Source organism: Prevotella sp. HUN102 (assembly GCF_000688375.1).
Taxonomy (GTDB): domain Bacteria; phylum Bacteroidota; class Bacteroidia; order Bacteroidales; family Bacteroidaceae; genus Prevotella.
In genome coordinates, this window is record NZ_JIAF01000004.1 from 1,781,567 (window position 1) to 1,806,816 (window position 25,250).

At 43.0% G+C, this 25,250-nt stretch carries 22 protein-coding genes and 1 pseudogene; 14 read left to right on the forward strand and 9 right to left on the reverse strand.

The genetic code is table 11. The features are described 5' to 3' along the window. Window positions 1-30: 30 nt before the first annotated feature. The 5 genes from P150_RS0112900 to P150_RS0112920 form a co-directional block, all read right to left on the reverse strand. Window positions 31-1,053, reverse strand: coding sequence for a clostripain-related cysteine peptidase (locus tag P150_RS0112900; protein ID WP_028898047.1), 1,023 nt, complete (start codon window positions 1,051-1,053; stop codon window positions 31-33). 149 nt (window positions 1,054-1,202) lie between these two features. After that, window positions 1,203-1,796 carry a hypothetical protein gene (locus P150_RS0112905; RefSeq protein WP_028898048.1) on the reverse strand — a complete coding sequence of 198 codons (594 nt, stop codon included), beginning with the start codon at window positions 1,794-1,796 and terminating at the stop codon, window positions 1,203-1,205. Between the two features lie 12 nt (window positions 1,797-1,808). Then, window positions 1,809-3,233, reverse strand: a complete 1,425-nt coding sequence (locus P150_RS0112910) for a C10 family peptidase (protein ID WP_028898049.1) — start codon at window positions 3,231-3,233, stop codon at window positions 1,809-1,811. 366 nt (window positions 3,234-3,599) lie between these two features. Then, window positions 3,600-3,887 carry a helix-turn-helix domain-containing protein gene (locus P150_RS0112915; RefSeq protein ID WP_028898050.1) on the reverse strand — a complete coding sequence of 96 codons (288 nt, stop codon included), beginning with the start codon at window positions 3,885-3,887 and terminating at the stop codon, window positions 3,600-3,602. A gap of 2 nt (window positions 3,888-3,889) precedes the next feature. Next, window positions 3,890-4,168 carry a helix-turn-helix domain-containing protein gene (locus tag P150_RS0112920; RefSeq protein WP_028898051.1) on the reverse strand — a complete coding sequence of 93 codons (279 nt, stop codon included), beginning with the start codon at window positions 4,166-4,168 and terminating at the stop codon, window positions 3,890-3,892. Window positions 4,169-4,647: 479 nt separating this feature from the next. Between P150_RS0112920 and P150_RS0112930 the strand changes: the two genes are divergently transcribed. The 3 genes from P150_RS0112930 (at window position 4,648) to P150_RS0112940 (ending at window position 7,643) form a co-directional block, all read left to right on the forward strand. Further along, complete coding sequence (locus tag P150_RS0112930) at window positions 4,648-5,838, forward strand: VapE domain-containing protein (RefSeq protein WP_028898053.1); 1,191 nt, start codon at window positions 4,648-4,650, stop codon at window positions 5,836-5,838. Between the two features lie 371 nt (window positions 5,839-6,209). Beyond that, entirely contained in the window at window positions 6,210-7,163 is a 954-nt protein-coding gene (locus P150_RS0112935; RefSeq protein ID WP_028898054.1) for a toprim domain-containing protein, read from the forward strand. Between the two features lie 3 nt (window positions 7,164-7,166). Further along, window positions 7,167-7,643 carry a DUF3408 domain-containing protein gene (locus P150_RS0112940; protein ID WP_051617638.1) on the forward strand — a complete coding sequence of 159 codons (477 nt, stop codon included), beginning with the start codon at window positions 7,167-7,169 and terminating at the stop codon, window positions 7,641-7,643. Here the strand turns inward: P150_RS0112940 and P150_RS17705 are convergent. Then, window positions 7,640-7,834 carry a hypothetical protein gene (locus tag P150_RS17705; RefSeq protein ID WP_155952947.1) on the reverse strand — a complete coding sequence of 65 codons (195 nt, stop codon included), beginning with the start codon at window positions 7,832-7,834 and terminating at the stop codon, window positions 7,640-7,642. The two genes, P150_RS0112940 and P150_RS17705, sit on opposite strands and share 4 nt — an antisense overlap. A 41-nt stretch (window positions 7,835-7,875) precedes the next feature. Here P150_RS17705 and P150_RS0112945 point away from each other — a divergent pair, with 41 nt between their 5' ends. The 6 genes from P150_RS0112945 to P150_RS0112975 all read left to right on the forward strand — a co-directional run bounded on the left by P150_RS0112945 (window position 7,876) and on the right by P150_RS0112975 (window position 13,387). Beyond that, on the forward strand, window positions 7,876-8,304 hold the full coding sequence (locus P150_RS0112945) for a ribbon-helix-helix protein, CopG family (RefSeq protein ID WP_028896756.1): 429 nt from the start codon (window positions 7,876-7,878) through the stop codon (window positions 8,302-8,304). Continuing rightward, a complete protein-coding gene (locus P150_RS0112950) occupies window positions 8,270-9,274 on the forward strand; it encodes a relaxase/mobilization nuclease domain-containing protein (protein ID WP_028898056.1) in 1,005 nt (334 codons plus the stop codon). Before P150_RS0112945 ends, P150_RS0112950 begins: the two co-directional genes overlap by 35 nt. A gap of 825 nt (window positions 9,275-10,099) precedes the next feature. Continuing rightward, window positions 10,100-10,669, forward strand: coding sequence for a xanthine phosphoribosyltransferase (gene xpt, locus P150_RS0112960; protein ID WP_028898058.1), 570 nt, complete (start codon window positions 10,100-10,102; stop codon window positions 10,667-10,669). Between the two features lie 196 nt (window positions 10,670-10,865). After that, entirely contained in the window at window positions 10,866-12,209 is a 1,344-nt protein-coding gene (locus tag P150_RS0112965) for a nucleobase:cation symporter-2 family protein (protein ID WP_028898059.1), read from the forward strand. 135 nt (window positions 12,210-12,344) lie between these two features. Continuing rightward, the gene (locus P150_RS0112970) at window positions 12,345-12,794 is read left to right on the forward strand and encodes a hypothetical protein (RefSeq protein ID WP_028898060.1); all 450 of its coding nucleotides are present in this window, start codon (window positions 12,345-12,347) and stop codon (window positions 12,792-12,794) included. Between the two features lie 71 nt (window positions 12,795-12,865). Then, window positions 12,866-13,387 (forward strand): DUF4251 domain-containing protein, encoded by a 522-nt coding sequence (locus P150_RS0112975; protein ID WP_028898061.1) that lies wholly within the window; start codon window positions 12,866-12,868, stop codon window positions 13,385-13,387. Window positions 13,388-13,797: 410 nt separating this feature from the next. On the opposite strand, the gene P150_RS0112985 is transcribed toward P150_RS0112975, so the two are convergent. Next, window positions 13,798-15,249, reverse strand: coding sequence for an aminoacyl-histidine dipeptidase (locus P150_RS0112985; protein ID WP_028898062.1), 1,452 nt, complete (start codon window positions 15,247-15,249; stop codon window positions 13,798-13,800). Between the two features lie 77 nt (window positions 15,250-15,326). On the opposite strand from P150_RS0112985, the gene P150_RS0112990 reads away from it, so the two are divergent. From P150_RS0112990 to P150_RS16545, 3 genes and pseudogenes are all read left to right on the forward strand, one after another. After that, window positions 15,327-15,521 (forward strand): hypothetical protein, encoded by a 195-nt coding sequence (locus tag P150_RS0112990; RefSeq protein WP_028898063.1) that lies wholly within the window; start codon window positions 15,327-15,329, stop codon window positions 15,519-15,521. A 58-nt stretch (window positions 15,522-15,579) separates the two neighbouring features. Continuing rightward, window positions 15,580-16,182 (forward strand): OmpH family outer membrane protein, encoded by a 603-nt coding sequence (locus P150_RS0112995; RefSeq protein WP_028898064.1) that lies wholly within the window; start codon window positions 15,580-15,582, stop codon window positions 16,180-16,182. Between the two features lie 153 nt (window positions 16,183-16,335). Beyond that, a pseudogene (locus tag P150_RS16545) lies at window positions 16,336-17,181 on the forward strand (transposase). A 203-nt stretch (window positions 17,182-17,384) separates the two neighbouring features. On the opposite strand, the gene P150_RS0113005 reads toward P150_RS16545, so the two are convergent. Both P150_RS0113005 and P150_RS0113010 read right to left on the reverse strand, forming a co-directional pair. Beyond that, window positions 17,385-17,717 (reverse strand): cupin domain-containing protein, encoded by a 333-nt coding sequence (locus tag P150_RS0113005; protein WP_028898065.1) that lies wholly within the window; start codon window positions 17,715-17,717, stop codon window positions 17,385-17,387. Between the two features lie 91 nt (window positions 17,718-17,808). Beyond that, window positions 17,809-21,060, reverse strand: coding sequence for a carboxypeptidase regulatory-like domain-containing protein (locus tag P150_RS0113010; RefSeq protein WP_028898066.1), 3,252 nt, complete (start codon window positions 21,058-21,060; stop codon window positions 17,809-17,811). 874 nt (window positions 21,061-21,934) lie between these two features. On the opposite strand from P150_RS0113010, the gene pflB reads away from it, so the two are divergent. Together pflB and pflA are read left to right on the forward strand one after the other, a co-directional pair. Continuing rightward, window positions 21,935-24,181 (forward strand): formate C-acetyltransferase, encoded by a 2,247-nt coding sequence (gene pflB, locus P150_RS0113015; protein ID WP_028898067.1) that lies wholly within the window; start codon window positions 21,935-21,937, stop codon window positions 24,179-24,181. A gap of 229 nt (window positions 24,182-24,410) precedes the next feature. Beyond that, window positions 24,411-25,181, forward strand: coding sequence for a pyruvate formate-lyase-activating protein (gene pflA / locus P150_RS0113020; protein ID WP_155953052.1), 771 nt, complete (start codon window positions 24,411-24,413; stop codon window positions 25,179-25,181). The last annotated feature ends 69 nt before the right edge of the window (window positions 25,182-25,250 follow it).

Sequence of the window (25,250 nt, forward strand, 5' to 3'; positions counted from 1 at the left end):
GTTTTTGGATATGGTGGAGTAAACGCCCCCTTATTCCTCTGAAGAGCCGAAAAGGAACTTACCAAATGCTGTCTTTTTATAAGATGCCAGATATGGTGATGGCGATAAGAAATCAAAGACGGACAGTCCGCAATATTCTTTTATCTGGAATCCTTCATACGAAGACAGGAAATCATTTGTATTGTACTTGTAAATAACTGTTTTCTCCAAAATCTCATGCAGTTCCTGCTTCGATTTTTCGGAGAGTGTCGTGTGGACAAGGTAAGATTCCAAGTCATAGAAGACTTCTTCCTCTTTGCATCTGTGAAGTTGTTGGGTGTTGGCTATGTCTGTCCTTAACCCTGTAATGTTCTCGATTTTCGTGAAAAAATCAAAAAGCTCATGGGTATGACTGGTTTGATAGACTGCTACTGCACAGGAATTATAGGGAACAGGGGATTTTTTTACATGACTTGCGTATCGTTGCGCAAAGGACAATGCACCCTCTCTGTCTGCAAGGCTTCCTATTCCTTGTCTGTACAAAGGCAAGAAGCCCGGGGAAAGGAGTTCTGTGGACGATGCTATGATGAAGTCGCATATATCATGGAATTGGTAGAGGCATTCAATCCCTCCCATATTGCAAGACTCAAAGACTATGGTTTTGTAACGGAGACGACCGACAGTCTCATGAAGTTCCTGCAACGAGATTTCCGTATAGTCGTCCACAATGGCAGAGCGGCTCTTTATCCGCTTGGGAGGATACCAGCCCGTCGCATGCGAGAAAACAATAAGGCTGACATTCGTAGGGTGTACGGAAGATATGTACGAGACTGCCTTTTCAAGATTTTCCTTGAACGGTTTCTCGTGTGTAACTGCCAATGTGTCTGTCCCGTTCAAGGTTCTGTGAAGAAACACGCATCCCTCATCTATGGAGGTTTCTTTCAATACGAAAAGCTCTTTGCCTCTCGGCAGTGAATGGAGTATGGCGGTTGCTTTCGTTTCGCCTTCCTTCTGCAAATCACCATTGGCTGCTACGACAAAGAAGAAAGTCTCCTTTGTGTTCTCTCGCTCCAATGGAAATTCGGATTCGGTGCTACAACTACAGAAAAAAGATAAAAGCAATAATAAGATATGGATACCTTTCATATGGAACTAATATAATACTCCTTGACAAAGGAATTAAGGGATTGCCAAGGAGTATTAAAGCCAAACGCCACTTTGGTTTAGAATTTAAGTTGTACAGAAAGTTCTTTACCGCTTTCCAATGTGATGACGAGATAATAGTCTCCATCCTCTTTTATGGTATGGCTTATGGAGAAATATTCACGAAGCCATTTCAAATCATGAGTTGACAGTTCGGAAATCCTCTTCCGAACAATCTTTTCGTTCATATCTGAATACTTCGACAATATAACATTGGAGCAGTCTACAAATCCAATCATGGCAGATTCTGAAATATCGATTTTCTGTCCTTGTTTCAAAAGAAAAACTTTCATTTGAGAAATACCATAGGGTTGGGAATAAGGAGGCTGTGTTGTCCAGAACTCTTTTTCTCCTGTTTCCCCATACTCCGTTGAAAGTTTTAGATACTCTGTCGGGTTGTTTGCTTTTGTTGTTTTTTCTTTGCTATCCAAGTAGATTTCATTGCTTCCATTCCTTGAATGGGAAGAGAGCTGTATGCTCTGAGGTACAAAATAAGAAGACAAGTAATATCTAACTTTAAACGATCCTGTTATTATTTCTTTTTCTTCTTTTGAACAAGATAAAATACCAAGTATTATTACTATGCAGGAAAAAATACAAATTAACCTTCTCATATTTTGGGCTTTTTATGGGTGAATGTGTAGAATATTTCTAATCTTATATTGAAAATATCCTTCTTTGTTGTTTTCTATCAAAGAAATGGAACGGGTATAAGGATCTGATAACATAGGAGAATGGGAATCAAAGACACCAGGATTAAAGTAACCGTTATATGAACCATTCCACCCCCAATTACAATGCAATAATATTCTCGATTCTGTTTTTGTTTCAACAACAGCATTCGTTTTTTTGAGAATCTTCTTCACGGTTCGCTCTTGTCTTAAAAAGCCATCGACAATCCAATCATGTCCACTACTATATACATCCCTTTTAAAGATAAACCATCCTTTTTTTCGATGCTCAGAATACCCTTCCAATATAGCTGGTCTATTTTGGGCGATACTGGAGATTATACCATCTGTGTCATAAGAGGTTATTCCGGGAGTATGTCGATATCCCATTTCTCTTAGAAGTCCGGGAATCCGTTCTGTTCTTGCCCCAGTCCCCTCTAATCCCCATGAATTTCCTATTTTGTCACCTATCTTTCTTAGTAATGCGGCAACCTGCTTTGAATAAACCTTGTATTCCTCTCCACTATAACTGTAGTATTTAGAATATTTTGTCAACAAGTCCCAGTCGAATGCTATCCCCTCATATGACAAAGGATATTTGAAAGCGGTGAGTAGTTGAGCCGTTGCCGTTGCGACACAGCCAGCCAATGCATGCTGGTTATCAATAAGAGGAGCTTCATCGTTGAATGGGTGTCTTTGTCGCCAAGTTACAGGAACAAGAACTGGAGATTTTGATACTTCACTCCAATCAGAGTATTCATATCTATATCTTGCTGGTCTTGGACGACGTCTTCTCCTATATGTTAAAGGCTCATCATCCTCTGTTGCTTGTTCAAGTGCTTCCAAAGAATCAAGCCTTGCATAAAATTCATCAAGCGTAGATTGATAGTAGGCAGGAAGACGGCTCAAGAAGACGGAAAAACCAGAGTTGTCATCAACATTGTCTTTATCCAGATGACCTTCAAGAGAATGACCAAGCAGGTCAGGCAGTCGCTTGTCGCCCGAAATGATAAAGAAACCGTTGTTATCTTTTCGGTTTAGCACATACAGCATCGTATCTACGGCTACTATCTCGTTAGAATTCGTTGAGTAAGTCTTGGGCGTTTTATCTGCTAAGACAACATCTATCTCGAAATCATTGGAGAACTGAGATTTTGCCATGGAATTAGAACGGGTACTTGTCGTCGAAAATTGTCTTGCAATAGCTAACGCCTCATCCTTGGAACGCTGTGGGGAGGATGATATGGCAAGGAGTTCGTCCAAGTTGTTCTCCGATACAAATTCCTTTTTCTCAGAAATTAAAACGTCCGCATCTTGAGTGCAAGATGTAAGTTGGAATAAGGAGAGTGCAAGAAACACCCAGATAAATTGTACTTTCATAAGATTTAATTTTTAATTTGTAACAACATTGCAAATGTCGCCGTTTTTTACATTCAATACAATACTCAATAATGGGTATTTTTACATGTTTTGCACAGATTTCAACAAGATGAAAGTTTTGAATTCTCTAAAACATCAAATTATATTCGCTTGAATGAAGAATTCTCTATGCATACAAAACAAGTCAGGGCATAGCAAATAGAACGATTGTCAATTCGTTACCTGAAAATCAGCCAATCAAACAGAAAACCCTTGTACAAAAAATCTTTGCTATTTGAATATTGCTCGATATCTTTTGGATTACCATTTAGAAAGTTCTTTTTGTATGAGTGCTAAATGGAAATAAAATACCTCTTGCAAATGCTTTTATCTCCGATAATTCTCCTGTAGCAGTCTGTTGATGTCGGAGAGCTTGTAGAGTATCTTTCCTGCGATTTGGGTGTAGGGGATAATGCCCTTGTCCCGATAATCCTGCAAGGTGCGAGGGCTGACGAAAAGCCGTTCGCAGACTTCTCGCCCCGTAAGATAGATTTCTCCTCCGAACAGTGGACGGTGCGTTTGGGCAATCTCCCGAAGGCGTTTACTCACTTCTCTGATGCCTGAGATGAGTTGTTTCATCTCGGGCGTTTCTTTGTTTACGATTTCGTGTTCCATAGTCATTGTATTTTTCGGTTCGACTTTTTGAGGAGTGCTTCCACATCCTCACGTTTGTAATAGCATTTATGCCCGATTTGGATAAAGGGCAGCACGGAAGTGTCCCGATAGTGCTGGAGCGTTCGTTTGCTGATGTTCAGTATTCGGCACACATCCCCGTTGTGCAACAGGTCGGGGACTTCGGGCTTCGTGCCGAACTCCTCTCTCATACAAAGAGCCAACTCTTCGATGCTCTTTTTCAGTTTCTCCCAAGCGGAGGTGTCGATGGCGGTAAATCTCATATCAATATCGTTTTAATTGTTGTTTTTTCTCTTTTTGGTGCAAATGTATGCAGGAGAAATCCTTGTCCCAAGACCCGATGAAATCAAGGGAAATAAAAGGAAGTCGCAGGCAAATGTACAAGTATGAATTGCCTAATTTACCCACTTCTCTCTAAGTGCGTACTTGTGGCTCCGATATGGATAGAAGTGGCTCTCCTACCAACGAAAACAGATGCCCTTCTCTCGTCCAAGGAAAAAGGATGCAGGCTTTGGCAATCCGATGAAATTGCTTTTAGAGCCGTTCTCCTCGCTGTTCGCTCCTTTTGAGCGTTTTCGTCCCGATTTCCCCTGTTTATCCCCTCCATTCTCGGAGCATTTCTCTGTACCTCGAAGCAACAGAAACACAACCCTTGGGACTCTGTGTTCGCCTCTGTAACTTGGTTTCAGCATCCCGTTTCGGATGAAAGTTCAAAACCAAGCAAACAGAAGAAGTACGAACAATGAAAAAAGAAGAGAAGAAAAGCCCCTCCAAGAACGCCCAAATAGAAGAGTTCCTTTCGGCTCGTTACGAGTTTCGATACAACACCGTGTTGCATCGAGCGGAGTATCGTCCACGAGGAATGGACGATTACACAGCCATAGACCGCTACCGTATCAACACCCTCAAACGAGCGTTGGACAAGGAAGCCGATGTACAGACCTCGCCCGAGAATCTGTACAGCATCATCGAAAGCGATTTCTCCCCACGCATCAATCCCGTGCAAGCCTATTTCCAAGCCTTACCGCTGACGAATGGAAATGCGGAAGCCATCACCGCCCTTGCCGACTGCGTGAGCGTAACCCATCCCGAGAAATGGAAAGAATACCTCACCAAGTGGTTAGTGGCAGTGGTCGCCAATGCGATGGACGACAAGCAGTGTCGTAACCATACCTGCCTTGTGCTGACAGGCGAGCAGGGCAAATTCAAGACCACATTCCTTGACCTGCTCTGTCCCCCAGCTTTATCCGACTACCGCTATACAGGAAAGATATACCCACAGGAGAAGGACGTGCTGAGCCTTATCGGGCAGAACCTCATCATCAACATTGACGACCAACTCAAAGCCCTTAACAAACGGGACGAGAATGAACTGAAGAACCTCATTACCTGTCCGCAGGTGAAGTACCGTATGCCTTACGAGAAGCATATCGAGGAGCGCCCCCACTTGGCAAGTTTCGTGGCCTCGGTCAATGGCAACGATTTCCTCACCGACCCGACAGGAAGCAGACGCTTCCTGCCCTTTGAAGTATTGGCAATAGAGATAGACCGAGCCAAGAGCATTCCAATGGATGCCGTTTACAGCGAAGCCAAGACGCGATTGAATGAAGGGTTTCGCTATTGGTTCAATGATGAAGAGATTGCCGAGTTGCATAGAAATAGCGAAGCCTTCCAAGTCTATACGACAGAGATGGAACTGTTGCTCCGCTATTTCACCTTTCCCACGGAAGCGGAGACGGCAACGAAACGCTTCTATATGACCAATTCGGAGATAGTGGGGTATCTCTCCTGCTACACCCGACAACCCCTCTCCACCAAGCGGATGGGCGAAGCCTTGCGAAAGGCAGGCTATACGAGGGAGTGTCGCAGGATAAACGGCAATCCCGTGTATGTCTATGCCGTCCGTAAGATTTACCCCGAGCAACCGCCATAGCACTCTGCTGTTACTCACTCCTTTGCAATCCCCCTTTCTCTTTTCTTTCCTATTCTCCTTACTACGTTACTACAACTAAGGACAATACAGTGAAAGAGAAAGGATTGCAGGAGGTGTCCATCTTGCGACACAGCTTACTACCATCTTTCTACGCTTCTACGATAAATATGAATGAGAAAAGGTGTAGACAGGAGGTGTAGAAGGATAAACCCGAATGAAGTGTTACATTTTTCTCTTTCATTGTCAATCACTTATCCGAGTGTCGAAGGGTAGTAAGATAAAAAGGGGAAAATTCCAAAAAGAGAAAACAGAGCGAACAATGAAATAACGAACAAATGAATACGAACAATCCAATTCCAACGATAACAGCAATGAACAACGAATATTACGACCTACAACACATCAAGGCGATACCGATAGCCGACTACCTGCACGCTTGCGGTATTGAGCCTGCCAAGCGTTACAACGGCTATGCCCTCTATCACGCACCTTACCGAGAAGACCCCAACGCCAGCCTGAAAGTGGACTTTCGACAAAACCTGTGGCACGACTATGGCACGAGCCAAGGCGGAAGCATTATCGACCTTGTGATGCGGATGCGTGGATGTAGTGCCTATGAAGCAATGGCACATCTTGCCGAAGGCAAAGCGACAACCCTCGCCCCCTTTCCCTTTCATCGTGAAGCACACACGGAGCGGAAGAGAAATGAACAGCGACAAAATGATGCAAGGCGTATTCTCTCCATTAGTGAAGAATTGCCTCTGCATCTGCAAAACTATCTCCGAGAAGTACGCAAGATAGACCTTGCCGTGGCAAGTCCCTATCTCCGTCACATTCGCTACGAAGTGGGAGGACGAGAATACTCTGCCATCGGCTTTGCCAATTGTGCAGGAGGGTATGAACTCCGAGACGACAAGACATTCAAGGGAACAATCGCACCAAAGGATATATCCGTAGTTGCGGGAGAAGCGAACAACGCCCCTCTCTGCATCTTCGAGGGCTTTATGGACTTCCTTTCCTATCTCACAATGAAAGGGAAAGAAAGCATTTCGCCTTCCATCGTTCTGAACTCCGTCAGCAATCTACCACGAGCCATTGCCTATCTCCACGAGAAAGGTATCGATTCCGTTCAAGCTTTCTTCGATAACGACCAAGCTGGACGACAAGCCCTACATTCTTTACAATCGGCAGGTATCAACGTGGAGGATATGAGCCGACACTATGCCCGACACAAAGACCTCAACGACTACCACGTTGCTCAATGTAAGCAACAACAAGAAGTACAACAGCAAAAGCCTGTTATTGTCAAACACAAAATAAGATAAGCTATGAAAGAAGGAATTGATATATCACACTATCTGAACAGTGAAAGTTCTCAGATACTTTCAAGAAATATCACGAAAGCACTCTCTGCGGAACAAGAGAGAATACAAGCAGAGCAATCTGAAAGCTCACAGCATTCCTCAGCATCCGAGCAGACATTGCCTTCCCAGCCTTTGACTGAAGTAAAGGAAGCCGAGCATTCCGAACAGGAGAAGCAACAAGTGGCGTCAAGCAGTCCGAAACGCATCAGCCACAAGCAACGACAAGAGAGCTTGGATAGCTATCGGGAATCCTTTCTCGTTCCCCACAAAATCATCGACCGAAAGGCAACCTATCTTAGTCGCACCACGTGGGAACGCTTAGAATTCGTTGTCCGTCGTTTGGGTGATTACGGAGCGAATGTTTCCAGTTTCTTGGAGTGCATAGCTCTCCGACATCTGGAGGAATATAGCGAGGACATAGAACGCTGGCGCAAACTTTAATCACGGCATTCCGAGCCATCGGTAAGGAAATGAATAATCGGCATTCTCAGAAGATGAGAAACACAGGAGATGAAAGCCAAGCATAGTATATGCGAGGGTATTCCATCGGTAACATTGCAAGACGTCAGTTTGTAGCCACAAACTGCGCTTGCCCCCTTTACCGCTACGCTCAGGGGGAGAGCCGTAATCACTTCGTTCTCATCGGTCGGAATGCCTTAATGAACAAACTAATATGAAACCCAAAACAGATAAAGAGAAAAGGAAGAAGAAGTCCAATAAGACCTGCCTTCTTCGGGTACGCTGCTCCGAAGAGGAGAAAGCAAGGATACAAAAGCGAGCGGAACGGACGGGCAAGAAACTCTCCGAGTTCTGTCGGGAGGCATTGCTTACCGGAGAGATTGTTGCCGTTCCCCAATTGGGAGAACACGAACGGGAAGCCATTCGGGTATTGCAACGGGTCAGCTACTTCTTCAGTCACATTTCCAACTTGATTAAGACGAAAGACCCCTCTTGGGTTGCCATTGCCAAGAACCTTTCTTGCATTTCACTACACGCTTTCGAGCGATTTTACAGTCCTCGGTATCGGATTACGGACGAGATATATGATGTTCTAAATATGAAGCGCAATGATAGCGAAGTGCAAAGCCATAGCACACGGTAAGACGGCATTGGAGTATATCTTCCGAGAAACGAAGCTCAAGAATAAGCTCTTAATCCAGAACCTTTGCAGAGATACGGCAGAGAGAATATACGAAGAGATGAACCTTGTCAATCGGTTCAACAGCCGTTGTCGCAACAAATTCCTGCGGATGGAAATCGGTATCGCTCCGAAAGATGAAGCAGGAATGAATTGGAAGAAGCTCCGAGAAATAGCCTGTGAGTTTATCCAAGCAATGAAATTGCAGGAGTATCAGGTGGTAGCCGTTACGCATAAGGATACCGACAATCTGCACATTCATGTCATTGCCAATCGGATGAGTATGAACGGGGTGGTTTATGATACGACCTTTGTGAGCAACAAGGCAGCACGGGTGGCAGAGGAATTAAGTCGCAAGCACGGTCTAACCATTGCCAACGAGATACGGGTGGAGAAACGGTATCAAAAGCCGAGAGCCAATCAGACACGGGAGGCGAGCAAGGAGAGACTACGTACAATGGCTTACGGATTGTTAGGAAAATATACGAATGGCGGAGTGAATGGCTATGCTTCCTTTCGGTATGATTTGAGACGACAAGGAGTAACCGTTGAACAGATGAAGAACAAGAAAGGCGGAATCTATGGACTGAAGTTTCTTTTTGAGGGGCAGACGTTCAAGGCTTCGGAGATAGGACGAGAGTTTGGATATAACTCTCTGTTGAAGCAGTTCGGATTATCCTATGCTGCTCCCTATCAGTCTTCTGTTCCGATTTATCAGCCGAAAGCCCCTTTACAGGAAGAAAAGCTACAGCCGGCACCAAGTCCTGAACCAAGTCTTGTTGAAAGCGTAGTGGATGTGGCTGAAGGGATTGCATCGGGAGTTGGCGGTGTGTTGGACTTCCAAGTCCACGGAGAGGATTATGCGGAGACCGCCTTTCAGCGAAGATTGCGCCACGAAGCCGACAAGAAAAAGAAACGGGGAAGAAGGATGTAGGAAACAAATTTGCCTTCCCTAAGAAGAAAATCACGAAAGAGCGCTCACTTTCGCTCGCAAATCTGTACCTTTGCAAGTGATAATAGTGAGCGTTCTTTGGCTATTCAAAACAATGTGTCTCAAAGCACTCCGCTCATTTCTAAATCGTTACCTATTCACCCTCCGCTAGATGGTAATGCCTTATTATCCAATAAGATAGTTCGGAGTCGAAAAATCCATCTGCTGAATAAATCAACAGGCGTTAATATCCTTTGCAGACTTGTAATCTTATGACTCTGAAGTCTGACCTAATTCCAAACTCAAGTTGTTATCACGATGCCGTAGACTTACCTGCATAATTATACATATCATAATGAATATAGTTTTGATTTTATAAACACTTGAAAATAAGTAAATTACAAACGTTATTCATTTGTGCGAAGAATGCGTTCCAATCTTCGCACAAATGAATTGTATTTATCGCACAAACGCAAGCCATTTGTCGGATAATTGAAAGACAGCAATGCGTATTCTGTTTTTTTTGAATAAGAATACAAGGATATTTCCCATAAATATTATCAGCTTACAGATACCAAAGACGGAAAAGTTTTCAAGGAACGCACGGAACATTAATAGAAACAACTGGGTATTTATCTTATCACTATACATTCGTTTTTTGAATTATTCTACTATCCTTAATATTTGTCAAAAGAAAATAGTTGCAGGAAGTGTGTGTTTTAAAAAGTTTTACTACTTTTGCACGCAATTAATTAATAGGAGGACGCTCGGGAGTTCTTTTGTTATTTCCATCATAGAAGTAAATAACCAACATTAAATAATTGTACAATGAAAACTCTGATTGACCGTATTCTCAAGGAAGGAAAGTGCTTTGAGGGAGGAATATTGAAAGTAGACAAGTTCATCAACCATCAGATGGATCCTAATCTGATGAAACAAGTAGCCGTGGAACTGATTCGCCGTTATGCTTCTACGGACATCAACAAAATTATCACGGTGGAGGCAAGTGGTATTGCGCCTGCCATTATGATGGGATTCCTGTTGGATCTGCCTGTGGTTTTCGCAAAGAAAAAGAAACCGTCTACTATGGTGGATATGCTGTCTACGACGGTTGTTTCGTTTACCAAGCAGCGCGAATACCACGTCTGTATCTCCAGCGAATACCTCACGAAAGACGACAAAGTGCTCTTTGTGGACGACTTCCTCGCATACGGCAATGCGGCAAAGGGAATCATAGACCTTTGCAGACAGGCCGGGGCAGAGCTTGTGGGAACAGGATTCATCATTGAGAAGGCTTTCCAGAATGGTCGAAAAGTGATTGAGGAGGCCGGCGTGCGATGTGAAAGTCTGGCAATAATAGAATCGCTCGACAATTGTGAAATACGGATAAGACAATAGGGCTTCGGTAAACGGATTTCTAAGGAAGCGAGCTGACAAGTAAGTTACAAGAAACGACTTTCATACCCGTATTAAAGCCTGCTTACCTGCTCGTTTCTTTTGTGGTTTGTCTGTCGTTTTGTCTTCCGGTTATCTCGTTCCTGATGCCCTTAGTTTTCTTATCTATAAATTTACTCGTCATCTATTTTATCATATTATGGAAAAATCTAAAGAACTCATCTATGGTCTGAACGACCGTCCACCATTGCGCGAAAGTTTGTTTGCCGCGCTTCAGCATCTGCTGGCTATCTTTGTTGCCATTATCACTCCTCCGTTGATTATCAGCTCTGCCTTGCAGTTCGATATCGAAACCACAGGTTTTCTGGTATCAATGTCATTGTTCGTTTCGGGTATTGCCACTTTCATTCAGTGCTACAAGCTCGGTCCTGTGGGTGCAGGACTGCTCTGTATTCAGGGCACCTCCTTCTCTTTCATCAGTCCGATTATCGGTGCCGGTATGCTGGGAATGGCGAACGGAAAAATGAATGTGGAGATGGGGCTGAGCTATATCTTCGGTGCTTGTCTGCTGGCATCGGTGGTTGAGATGTTTGTGAGCCGAATCCTGCCTTATATGCGCAGGATTATCACGCCGTTGGTATCGGGTATAGTGGTGTCGCTCATCGGTATGTGCCTTATCAAGGCCGGTATCAATTCGTGTGGCGGAGGCAACGCGGCAATGGAAGCAGGCACTTTCGGATCGATGCAGAACCTTGGACTGGCGTTGCTTGTTTTGGTAAGCATCATTTTCTTCAACCGTTCCAACAACCGTTTCTTCCGAATGGCATCCATCGTCTTGGGATTGGTTATCGGCTGCGTGGCGGCTTATTTCCTCGGAATGATAGATTTCTCTAAACTGAATGGCGCAGGTGCGTTGAACATTCCTCAACCGTTCAAGTATGGTTTGCGTTTCGATGTGGGTTCAATCATTGGCTTGGGGTTGATTTACTTGGTTACGGCTGTTGAGGCCTATGGCGACATTACTGCCAATTCGCTGATTTCCGACGAACCAGTTGAAGGTCCGGTGTTTATGAAACGCGCACAGGGAGGTATTCTTGCCGACGGTTTCAATTCGTTTCTGGCAGCCGTTTTCAATAGTTTCCCGAACTCAATCTTTGCGCAGAACAACGGTATGATTCAATTAACGGGCGTGGCAAGCCGTTATGTTGGCTATTTCATTGCGGCTGCCTTGGTGCTGCTCGGACTGTTTCCGGTGGTGGGGCAGCTTTTCTCATTGATTCCCGACTGCGTGCTCGGTGGTGCAACGCTGCTGATGTTCGGTACGGTGGCTGCTGCCGGTATCAGAATCATCGCCGCAACCACCATCAACCGTAAGGCCGTCTTGGTAATGGCCATCAGCTTCGCAATGGGACTCAGCGTGGAACTGGTGCCGAACATTCTCGGTCAGATGCCCGATGTGATAAAGAATATCTTTTCGAGTGGAATCACTATGGGAGGTCTTACCGCCATTCTTGCCAATGCTTTCATCAGAATTAAAGAATAGCGTTTGAGAAAGTTTTAGTGATTAATTCCTGATTTTCTCCGATTTAATTTCTACCTTTGCAATAGATAGAATCATTCGTGCTTTAACGGTGAGACTATCTATTGTGGTTTTTTAGATTAAGGAAACAGACAGAATATGGCAAAAAGTAACAAAAAGCGAGGATTCAGACACAGCTTGACATTCAAGATTCTGTGTGGTATGGCAGTTCTCTTCGTATTGGGAATTATCTATAATATGATTGTTGCCGAGGATGCTGAGGTTGCTTCGGAGATTAAAGAAGAGGAAGAAATGCGTAAGGCAGCCCTCGATACGTTGGATATCATCGGCGACTATTTGTGGCCGAATGCCAAACCGGTGGTCAGCAAAGATACTGCTGCCGTGAAAAAAGAAGAAGACAGGAAAGGTGACGAGCGAAAGGAGGACAAGAACGAAGGCAAGACTAGTAGAGAAATAGAAATGCCTGAAGTGCAGTTGCCGCCTGCTCCTGCTCCTGCCACCGACCCAATTCCTGCGATTGACCCGAAGCCAAGTGCTCCGACTGTGGAGAAGATGGATGCGTCGAAGGTGGAAAAGATAGAGCAATAACAGGAATCCGAATCCGTTGCTTGCAGAAATACCCTACAATTTTCAATAATTAACACGAAAAGGAGGTTTTTATGAAGAAGATAATGATGTTGCTGCTCGGGGCGATGTTGCTCGTCGGCTGTGCAACTGTCTATTATGATTCAAACGGCAATCCTGTTCCGAAAGAACAGGTTATGCACTTGAAGAAGAAAGCCGTGCAAGGACATCTTGCTGAACGCCGATACAGAATTTTCGTGAATCGTGTTTATCCGATACGAGGTCCGTCGCACGATCTTCGAGACGATTGGGGAATGGAAGTGAGCGGCGACTCCGTGGGGTTGTTCCTTCCGTATTTCGGCCGTGTATATCAGGTTCCTTATGGCAGAGGATTGGGCTTGAACATCATTACGAAATTGCAATCCTACGAGGAAGAACCCATCAAGAATGGAATACGTATCATTATGAAGGCTCGTTCGGAAATAGAGAGCTATCACATCGTGCTCGAAGTTTTCAACGATGCCACCGTCTATCTGAACGTAATGCCCAGTGGAAAGGAGGGCATCAGCTATTCCGGCGTGATGGAACTTAATGATGCCTTCAAAGTAAATAAATAAAATACAATGACCAGACAAATAAAATTATTGTTCCCCATACTGATAAAGATTCATTTTTGAGGGACATTGAGTGCGTGGTATGAGAAGGGACAGAACTTCATCAGTGAGAGAGCAAAGAGAACAGACGGGAAAGCACATTATGTGCATAAAACCACGAGAAGTGCATACCTGAGTTTAAAGAGAAACATACCATGGCTGTGGACTTACTATGACTATCCGAAACTGGGCTTACCTAATACTAACAATGAGCTAGAAGTCCTCAACTCTAATGTGAAAACAAAATTAAACTTGCACAAGAGCATTACCAAAGAAAGAAGAAAAGTGTTCATACAGGACTTGTTAAAGGTTCATTCCCCTAATAGATAAAGGGGAAATGAACTTTTTTAAGTCTCTTTTTGTCTCTTACACCTTTATTTTATATTTTTGAGCACAGCAAGCAGATGATCCCAAACCATTTGGGCTGATGGGATGTGGAGACGCTCTTCTGGTGTGTGTACAAAACGGAGAGTAGGACCGAAACTTACCATATCCAAATCAGGATATTTCTCTGAGAACAGACCACACTCAAGGCCTGCGTGAATACCAAGTACCTGTGGTTCTTTATCAAAGAGTTTCTTATATTCCTCAACAGCAACTTCTACGAGCTTAGAGTTTGGATTCATTTTCCAACCCGGATAGGCACCGCCTTGAATCACTTCAGCTCCTGCAAGTTCCAAGCAAGCCTTTACGGTATTGGCCATATTCTTGAGATTGCTCATCACGCTTGAACGCTGAGAAGCCACAACCTTTACTTCGTTTTCCGAACTCTGAACCACGGCCACGTTGCTTGATGTTTCCACGAGATAGGCAAGCACTTCGTCCTGACAGTTGGCAACTGGTCCGTTGTCGATAGCCTGCATAGCCAAGATAAGATTTCGGCTCACGTTCTTATTCATTACCTTCTGAACATCAGTACTTTCCAATCCCCACACCATATTAGGGTCAGATACGTGATATTCGTCTTCTACACCCTTTGTGAAGATGTTCCATTCTGCCTTTACCTCTTCTTTCTTATCGTTGGGAATGGCAAAGACAATCTTGCCGTCGCGAGGAATTGCGTTGTCCATCTTTCCGGAATTCCACTGTGCCAAACGAAGGTCCATCTTCTCTTGAATGATGTAGAGGAAACGAGCCATAATCTTGATGGCATTAGCGCGCTTCTTGTTGATATCATCGCCGGAGTGCCCACCGATGAGTCCCTTCAGACTGGCTTCCATAAAGAAGAAGTTTGCCGGAGCTTCCTCGCGTTCAAATTTGAATTTGGCATTTGTAGTGATACCACCTGCACAACTCACGAATAATTGACCTTCATCTTCGGAATCAAGATTGATAAGATACTTACCAGTCATAAATCCCGGTTCGATACCTTCTGCGCCTGTCAGACCTGTTTCCTCATCAACGGTAAACAGACATTCGATAGGTCCGTGCTCAATGTCGTCAGAATCAAGGATTGCCAACTCGTATGCGCAGCCAATACCATCGTCGGCACCGAGTGTTGTACCCTTGGCAGTGAGCCATTCTCCTTCAACGTAAGTGATGATAGGATCATTGAAGAAATCTATTTCATAATCCACCAACTTGTCGCAAACCATATCCATATGGCTCTGAATTACCACCGTCGGTACGTTCTCCATACCTTTTGTGGCAGGTTTGCTGATAAGCACGTTACCGGTTTTGTCTACCTTTGTATCGAGATTGCGGCTCTTGCCGAATTCTACCAAATACTCAATCATTTTTTCCTCGTGCTTTGATGGACGAGGAATTTCATTGATTTTAGCAAATTGCTCGAATACACGAGCGGGCTTTAATTGAATGTTTTCCATTTTTAATAATTTTTTATTTGATATCTTGCTGATTTGTATTACCTTTGCCGAAAATATCACTTGCAAAGTTAAAGAAAATGATTGATACTCTATTGTTGAGTGTGTTAATAATTGCTATTGCAATGCTTTTGTTGGGTGTAAGAGTATTCTTCCAAAAAGGCGGCAGTTTCAAATCGCAGCACATTCACGACAATGAACATCTGCGCAAGAAGGGAATCCATTGCGTGATAGATCAGGACAAGGCTGCACGAGCAGCCAACAAAGCCTATTAAGATTCATTTCAAACGGCTTTAATAAACAGAAATAATAACAAAAAACAATAAAGAAAAAATGAAAAAGATTTTTGGTACTTTGGCAATTGCTGCATTGGCATTCGGAATGTATTCCTGCAACAACCAGCCACAAGCTAACGACACGAACGCTTCGTCCGGAAAGGGTGGGGCAGCAGCTTCTGCCAGTGGTCAGAAGATTGCATATATAGAATTTGATTCTATTTCCAGCCAATACACATTTGCGAAGGATGTTAAGAAGATTCTTGAAGAAAAGAGTAAGAACGCCGAAAAGACTATTGGTGCCAAGGAACAGGAATTTTCTCAAGCTTACAGCTCATTCCAACAGAAAGGGCAGAGCAATAAGTTTGCCAGTCAGGCAGAATTTGAGCAGGCACAGGCTCGACTCGCAAAGTTACAGCAGGACGGTCAGGCTCTGACAGCACGTCTGCAAGGCGAACTCCAGTCCGATACAGAGAAATATCTCAAAGCTGTCAGCGATAGCGTTGAGAACTACATCAAGCGTTTCAATAAGGATAAGAAATATTCAATGATTCTTGTTAAGTCTGGCAGCAATATCCTCGGTGCTGACCCTGCACTCAATATTACCAATGAAATTGTTAAGGGTTTGAATAAGGATTATAAGGGAATGAACAAGAAGTAGTTTATTTCGGCGTAATGGACATTTGGTAGGCTGAAAAGCTCCAAATGTCCTTTATTTACTACCTTTGTACCATTTGAAAACCTATGAATAAAAACCATGTGTATTCTGTGGTAGCTCAAATGTTAAAAAGAAGGTCATCGTCGTGGTGTGCAAATGTATTCTTGTGGTGGTTGCAAGAAGCAATTTCAAGGTGGTCATCGCATAGACAGTATATCATTATGGCGAAGCTATCTGACAGAGAAACGAACTGTTAGAGAACTCTCGGTCCTGCATAAATGTTCAGAAAGGACAATACGCAGGAAACTAAAGTTGGTGGCAGGCAGCTTTACCCCTTCCTATCCTAAGGAAGCAACAATCATAATGGACACGACCTATTTCTCCAGAACATTTGGTGTTATGCTGTTTCAGGATGCAACTTCTGGAAAAATCCTTTATCGCAGGTTTGTCAGGAATGAAACCAACAAGGACTATCTCTCAGGACTTAAATATATACAAGCTGGTGGAACAAAGATAAAGGCAGTAGTCCGCGGTGGACACACTGGGCTTTTGCAGGCTATAACCTCCTGTCCTGTACAGACGTGTCAGTTTCATCAACTACAAATCATCAGAAGGCTTCTGACAAGTAAGCCTCATCTGCCTGCAAGTATAGAATTGCTGGCATTGATAAGAAAGATGTTTACCGTCGGCAAGGAGCGGTTTTTAATAGAATTTGATAAATGGTGTGCCTTATGGGAAGATTTCTAGGATGAAAGAGCTACTTTGGCATCAGGCAAGACTACTTATACACACAGACGACTTAGAACTGCAAGAAGGTCTATAAGCACACACCTCAAGTGGCTCTTTACATATGAAGAATATCCAGAAACTAACATACCCAACACAACCAATATATTAGAGGGGTACAACTCACAACTTAAAAGAGCCTTACTGAGTCATAACGGATTAAACGAAACCAACAAAAAGAAGTTTATTGATGGGGGCCTGAATATAACAAAGTAGGCTGGGATGTGCCAGCCTACCATATTTGTCCATTACGAACATTTGGAGCTTTTTCAGCCTACCAAATGTCCATTACGCCTTTATTTCTTCTTTAGATATAGTTAAATAAAATAATCTCCCCGAAATATTTCTATATTTTCGGGGAGTTTTATTTATCTTTAAATCTCTGGCTATTGTAAGAGAAAGTAAACATTAAGGCTAAATTAACCTAATGTAGGAACAACGGCAAAGTAGATTACATCGTGGTCTGTCTTGTTTTCAAACCAGTGCTGATGTCCGTTAGGGCAGTAATGCACTTGTCCCATCTTGATTATTTCTTCTGAACCATCATAGTGTACTGTAAGTTCGCCACTTACTACATACATTACTTCAAATGAACCAGCGTGTGGATGTTTGCCACTTTTTGGACCGGGGCGTAGGGTAGAGTACATAATTCTGGCTCTGTCGTCTACGTAGTTTCGAGTGTCAAGTCTGCCTTCGCCTCCTTTGAATCCTTCAATATGTTCTTCTGCTATTTTTTCAAAATCAATTTTCATAATCCTTTATTTTAGAGTTTAAGACAAAGGTAATAAAAAAGATGGATACTCAAAAGGGTATCCATCTTTATTTTATTTGAAAGAATGTTCTTTAGAACGTGTACTTCAAACCAAGCTGACCACGCCAACGGCTGAAGATATCGCTGTAATCGCGATTAGCATATCCACCTGTGAACTGATAAACACCTGCACCACGATAGGTTACTGGATTATAGTAAACACCGAAGCCGTCTCCGTGAGTATGTCCCCAATCCTTATTCAAGAGGTTACCAAGGTTAAGAATATCGAAAGTAAGCTCGATAGAGTTCAACTGACCTGCAACCTTGAAGCTGTATTTCTGGCCGAAGTGCAAATCGAAATGATGCTCAAAAGCGAGATTGTCAGCATAACGCTCATAAAATTCGCCTCTGTGTTCGCTCATATAAGAGTCGCCTGCAATCCATTCCTTCAATAATTGTCTTTGCATCTCTGGAGTTAAGGTCTTTCCGTGAGTATCACCGAATACTCTGTTTGTGAGTGCATTTACGTTATATGAAGTTTCTTCAAACTGCATCTTGTCTATCTGAGCGTCAGTTGGAATGTAGAAGAGGTCATTTCCGTTTGCTCCATCTTCATTAACATCACCATAATAGTATAATGTATATGGAGAGCCACTTCGAGCAGAATAAATCAAACCGATAGTAGTCTGCCATTGTTTCTGTGTACCATACTGAAGGTGGTAGTAAGCTGAAGCCTGAATACGGTGAGGAACATTGTAAGCCGAATTGCCAAGTTCAGGATCATTAGGATTTCTATAAGTATAGTTGTAACGCCAGTTGCTTTCTGCCACAGAGCTACCACCATTGTTTACACTCTTAGACTTTGTCCAAGTATAGCTGGCCATCAAGTCGAGACCGAAATCGAAGTGTTTCTCGGCCTTCATTGAGAGGTTTACTGTGTATCCCTTGCTGGTATTGTACAATCCATAGACATTATTATAAGGTGTACCTGAAGTAACCTTTGAATATAAAGGACGGTTGTCCCAACTCAATGTAGGATACTTCTGACCGAACGTCTGACCAGTTCCTTCGTATGCAAGGTTCTTATAGAGAATGTCGTTCAATGTCTTTGAATAGATAGCTTCTGCTGTCCAGTCGATGCCAAGTGCCTTGAAGTCGAAGCCAAGATTGAATCTTAGGTTTTGAGCAAACTTGAAGTTCTTGTCGTAAACATTGACTGTCTGGCTGCCTGCTGCACTTGCTGTGGCAACATTAGGCTCCTGATTATTTGGGTCAAGCAAAAGATTGATTCCCTTTGGACGGTTCAGATAGTAGGTAGACATCTGAATACCTGTGTTGGAGAAATTGTTGCTGATCCAAACGAATGGGATACGTCCTGTGAAGATACCTGCACCACCTCGGAGGATGTACTTACGGTCATTCTGGATATCCCAACGGAAACCTACGCGTGGACTCCAGAGAGGAGTGCTTGAAAGTTTTTGATTGGTCTTTACTCCCCAACCTCTGTTTGCAGCATATTCGTTGAATGGAGCATTCTCGGAAGGAGTGTCGAAGAAGATAGGGATTTCCATACGCAAACCATAAGTCAGTTGGAAATTGTTGGAAGCATTCCACTTGTCCTGTGCATAGAATCCCAACTGCGCTGCACCAAAAGTTGCCGCCCAGCGAGGGTCTCCGGTAACATCGGTATTTGCGTGACCGTAACGGTATGTATTGAAATAGGCACGCTTAGGATCGATTGCACCAGCCATATAATCTGTATAATATCTATTGAATTCATCAACAGTCTGGAAACTATATGTTCCATAAAGATCCTGAATAAACAGGTTTGAGAACTTATAAATTTCGTTGTGTGTACCGAAAGTGAACGTATGGTTACCCTTGTACCAAGTCAGATTGTCCTCGATAGTCCAGATATCCTGATCCAACGAATTGGCCATTGACGAACGTTCGTTACCCAAATTGATGGTACCTCCACCGACACCGCTGATAGAAATTGATGGGAACGGAGAACCAACAGCTCTTTGGTCGCGAACTCTTACATAACTTACACGAGCTTCATTACTGATAGTAGGGGAGAGGCGGCTTTGCAACTCTGCGATAAATGAGTTGGTAACACTCTTGAATGGATAACTATAAAGGTTGTCGTTCAGTGCCGTGCGGCCTCCACCATTATTCAACTGCTTGGCATTAACAAGACTCCATCTGAAAGTAGCCTTGTTGAATTCGTTAATATTCCAGTCTAATTTAATACCACCTTTCTGACTCTTGGAATAAATATCCTCTGTGGTAAAAGCACCGGGATAGACTACGCCTTGCTTGTTCGCCATATCCTGAAGTTTTCCGATAATGTCGGTAGCCTGACTCATATCTACACGTGAATCAGCTGAACCGTATGCATAGAGGTTCGGATACGACTTGTCATTCATTTCGTAGTTGGCGAAGAAGAAGAGCTTGTCCTTAATGATAGGACCACCAAAAGTTACACCCCAGTTGTAATCTCTTTCTTCATTGTACTTTGGTGCATATCCACTTCCGTCAGCCAATTTATAATGGTGTCCCATCAAGTTCTGATTGTAACCATATCCATACAAACTGCCGTGGAATTGATTCGTACCACTTTTTGTGATAGCATTGATAGAACCACCGGTAAAACCACTCTGACGAACATCGAACGGGGCAACGTTTACCTGAATTTGCTCAATGGTTTCCATTGACACAGGTTGCGCACCAGCCTGACCTCCATTGGAGCCATTTGAGGTCAAACCGAAAACGTCATTGTTTGCAGCACCGTCAATAAGGAATTGGTTGTAACGGTTGTTTGTACCTGCAAACGACATTGCACCAGAACTGGTAGTTGTCAATTGTGGATTCAAACGGGCCACGTCTGCAATACCGTGATTAATACTTGGCATTTCTGCAATCTGTCTTGCGTTGAGACTTTGAGCAGCACCGGTTTTGGTTGCATTGATACCCGCAACTCCGGTAACGATAACTTCTTGAAGTTCTTTGGTGTCTTGTTCCATAGCACAAGACAAGTCTTCAGTCTCACCCAAACGGAGATTTACACCATTGAATGTTTTTGTTTGCTGACCAATGTAGGCAACTTCAACCTTGTATGGTCCACCAACACGCATACCTTGAATAGTATAGCGGCCGTCAATGTTTGTTACAGCTCGGTAAACAGTGCCCGAAGGTTGGTGCGTAGCTGTAACAGTAGCTCCGATTACATCCTCGCCTTGAGACGTAATCTTTCCACTAATTCCAGAAGTTGTAATCTGTGCCATAACTGAAGTGGCTAAGGCAAAAAAACTTACAACTATAAAGAATAATCTTCTTTGCATAATTGTTTAAATTAAAGGATTATAACGTTTATTTGTATTATGCTGCAAATATACCTATAATTTATTGAAACAGCACTACAAATTTATTAAAACTTTAAAAATAAGCTAATAAGTTAAACTAAACCTGAAATACTCTGTATATGCAAGGAAGATAAAATTATTATTTAATTAATTATTTATCATAATCATCATTATGTGATTATTGTGCTTTCACTTCATAATATTCATTTGGTTATTATGTATTCTAATACATCCAGTCTTTATTCAGCTAACAATTCGGAATTTATATAACGCTTAATTGTTTTCAGCTTGTAAGTAGCTGAAAGTCAGCTATTAATATCTTGATTTTTTAAAGTGCGAAGAATGCGTTCTAATCTTCGTAAAAATGGAATGCAAACGTGCGAAGATTGCAAGGCTTTCTTCGGTTACTTGGAAATCACGTTTCAATCACTCTGAAATACTATATTGTTTTAACGGATTAGGATAATGAAATTACTGTGAAGAAATAAACGAAAAGTATAAGTACATAAAACAAGATACAAGGAAAAATTATTCAATCTATGGTTTTCATAAAAGACAACGATAGATACCTAATGTTAGTATTAAACAAGGTTTTGAACATCTATTTTGCTAAGCATAGATAGCATTTTGCAGTTATAAGTTATGATTATATACCTACTATTAGGTATTGACAAGGAGTTATTATAGCATTTCTGCACACTAAGAAAAACTTGTGCAGTACAAAATACTAAAATTTAAGTATTGTGAAAAATGTGCAAACCGACTAACTTTGCACACAAATTTATTAACAGCCAATTGCGATGCTCAAATTGCAGTTGGCTAAGTTCTTTACCAAAACATATAACATTCAAGTATGAGAAAAGAATGGAGAGGTTTCACAGGCACGAAGTGGCTTGATGAAGTCAATATGCGCGAATTTATCCAGAACAACTACACGGCTTACGATGGCGACGAATCGTTCCTTGCTGAACCAACTGAAGCAACTGATAAGCTTTGGGGAAGACTGAAGGAATTGCAGAAAGAAGAGCGTGCCAAGGGTGGTGTTCTCGATATGGAAACAGAAATAGTTTCCAGTATGACTGCATACGGCCCCGGCTATATCAGTGAAGAAATGAAGGACTTGGAGAAAATTGTTGGTCTTCAGACTGACAAGCCTCTGAAGCGTGCCTTTATGCCATACGGTGGTATCAAGATGGCTGAACAGGCTTGTACTACTTATGGTTACACTCCATCTGAGAAACTTCACGAAATCTTCACAAAATACTGCAAGACTCACAACGACGGCGTATTTGATGGCTATACAGACGAGATGAAACTCGTTCGCCACAATCATATTCTTACCGGTCTGCCTGATACATACGGTCGTGGCCGTATCGTGGGCGACTATCGCCGTGTTGCTCTTTATGGTGTAGACTTCCTGATTGAAGAGAAGAAGAAAGACCTTCGCAACTGTGGTTGCGGTGTGATGACTGACAACATCATCCGTCTTCGTGAGGAAATTTCAATGCAGATCAAGGCATTGAAGGAAATGAAAGAAATGGCAAAAATCTACGGCTACGACATTTCTATGCCTGCAAGCAATGCTCGCGAGGCTGTTCAGTGGCTCTACTTCGGCTATCTTTCAGCCATCAAGACACAGAATGGTGCCGCTATGTCGGTTGGCCGTATTTCGACTTTCCTTGACATCTATATCCAGCGCGACTTCGCAGAAGGTACATTGAACGAAGCTGAAGCACAGGAGCTGATAGACCATTTGGTAATGAAGTTCCGTATGGTTAAATTCGCTCGTATTCCTTCTTACAACCAGTTGTTCTCAGGCGACCCAGTATGGGCTACTTTGGAAATGGCAGGTTTGGGTATGGACGGCCGTTCTATGGTTACAAAGAATGACTTCCGTTTCCTCCACACATTGGAGAATATGGGTCCTTCGCCAGAACCAAACCTCACAGTACTCTACTCCCCTGCCCTTCCTGAAGGCTTCAAGAAGTATGCGGCAAAGATTTCTATCACAACAAGCTCCATCCAGTACGAAAACGACGAAGTTATGCGTCCGGTTTGGGGTGATGACTACTCTATCTGCTGCTGCGTTTCTGCAACACAGACTGGTAAGGAAATGCAGTTCTTCGGTGCTCGTGCCAACCTTGCTAAGTGCTTGACTTATGCTATTAGTGGTGGTGTTGATCACAAGACACGCGAACAGTGTGGTCCTGCACTTCGTCCAATCGAAGGCGACGTTGTAACTTACGAGGAATTTATGCCTAAGTTTATGGATATGATGGAATGGCTCGCTGGTGTTTACGTAAACACACTGAACCTTATCCATTATATGCACGACAAGTACTTCTACGAAGCTGCTGAGTTGGCATTGATTGATACCGATGTTCGTCGTACTTTCGCTACTGGTATTGCCGGATTCAGCCACGTAGTTGATTCTATTTGCGCTATCAAGTACGCTAAGGTTAATATCATCCGTGATGAAACTGGCTTCCCTCTCGAGTTCAAGACCGAAGGAGAGTTCCCACGCTATGGTAACGATGACGACCGTGCAGACGAAATTGCAGTATGGTTGCTCAAGACATTTATGAACATGATCAGAAAGCATCATACCTATCGTGATTCTGAACCTACAACAAGTATCCTTACCATTACTTCAAACGTAGTTTACGGCAAGTACACTCCAAATATGCCTGACGGCCGTCCAGACGGTGCTCCTCTTGCTCCCGGTGCCAACCCATCATACGGTGCAGAGCAAAACGGTCTTTTGGCATCTTTGAACTCTGTGTCCAAATTGCCTTACGAATATGCACTCGACGGTATTTCAAATACTCAGACCATTGCTCCAAGCACACTCGGTCATAATGTTGAGGAGCAGACAAATACACTCGTAGGTGTAATGGACGGCTACTTCGGTCGCGGTGCTCACCACCTGAACGTAAACGTGTTCGGTGTAGAGAAACTTATCGACTGTATGGAGCATCCTGAAAAGGAAGAATATGCTAACTTTACTATCCGTGTAAGTGGTTACGCAGTTAAGTTTATCGACTTGACACGCGAACAGCAGGAAGACGTAATTGCACGTCAAGCACACGGCAAGATGTAAAACTCCCCCACTCTTTCCCGATAAAAGGAAAGAAGGGAAAACCATAAATGCCTGTCAGATGTGATTTGAAATATAATCCATAAATGTTTATATTTGCTTATCACAGCCTTTCAGCGCATTAATATCCTAAAATAATTGGGCACACATTGCCCAATTATTTTTTTATCAATCACAGAACAGAAACATTATGACAGCAACTGATAGCAAAGATTTACTTTCCACTCCCAAAATGGAAGATTATGAACTTGAAACTTCCAATGCTATGGAATCGATAAAGGCACGTGTACATTCAACCGAATCATTTGGTTCTGTCGATGGACCGGGTATTCGTTTCATCGTCTTCCTGAAAGGATGCGCAATGCGCTGTCGCTACTGCCATAATCCAGATACGTGGGATGTGAAGTCTGACCAGTTGATGACTGCTGACGAACTTCTTTCGCAGGCTGTTAAGTATCGCAGCTATTGGGGAAAAGAAGGAGGAATAACTGTCAGTGGCGGCGAGTCTTTGTTGCAGATAGACTTCCTTATTGAGTTTTTCCGCAAAGCAAAGGCGCAAGGTATCCATACTTGTCTGGACACTTCTGCTCAACCCTTCCGTCGGACAGGAATATTCTTTGAAAAGTTTGAAGAATTAATGCGTTATACCGATTTGCTATTGTTTGATATTAAACATATAGACTCAGTTGAACACAAGAAACTTACGGGTTGGCCAAATGAGAATATTCTCGACTGTGCGCGTTATCTGTCCGAAATAAACAAGCCTGTTTGGATTCGCCACGTTCTCGTTCCTACTATCACTGATAAGGATGAATTCCTTTATCGTATGCGTGATTTCATCTCAACACTCCAAAATGTTGCAAAGATAGAAGTCCTCCCCTATCACGCTCTCGGCGTTTATAAATGGGAAAACCTCAATATTCCTTATTCATTAAAGGACATTAATCCCCCATCTGAAGAACGTGTTCAGAATGCTTTGCAGATATTGGAAGGACAAAAGTAATGAATGTGAACCACGCTACTTCATCGTTAGTTCGTCAAGAATGCTATGAGCAGGAATTTAGACCATATC